The organism is Pauljensenia sp. UMB1177, assembly GCF_030217965.1.
Taxonomy (GTDB): domain Bacteria; phylum Actinomycetota; class Actinomycetes; order Actinomycetales; family Actinomycetaceae; genus Pauljensenia; species Pauljensenia turicensis_A.
This window is the reverse complement of sequence record NZ_JASOOV010000041.1, coordinates 1-256: the sequence shown is the minus strand read 5'-3', so window position 1 is coordinate 256 and position 256 is coordinate 1. Positions and strand designations below refer to the sequence as shown.

The 256-nt window shown below is 47.3% G+C and carries 1 protein-coding gene; it reads left to right on the top strand.

The annotated features are described in order from the left end of the window. Window positions 1-256 (top strand): tyrosine-type recombinase/integrase (locus QP442_RS08510; protein WP_442953385.1); only part of this gene is annotated, 256 nt, incomplete at both ends.

Genomic DNA, 256 nt, shown 5'->3' with positions numbered 1-256 from the left:
AGAGAAAACACGTAAGGTACGTCAGAGGTGCGGTGAGGTTTATCGCTACGCAATCATAACTGGCCGCGCTGAATACAATCCTGCGCCTGATTTAGCCATCGCTCTGGCCGTTCCTAAGCAAAAACATCATCCATTTCTATCTGCCGAAGAATTGCCTCATTTTATTCGGGATCTCGAAGCTTATACCGGTAGCATCATCACTAAAAATGCTACGAAGATGGTCATGCTGACTGGTGTAAGAACGCAGGAGATGCGC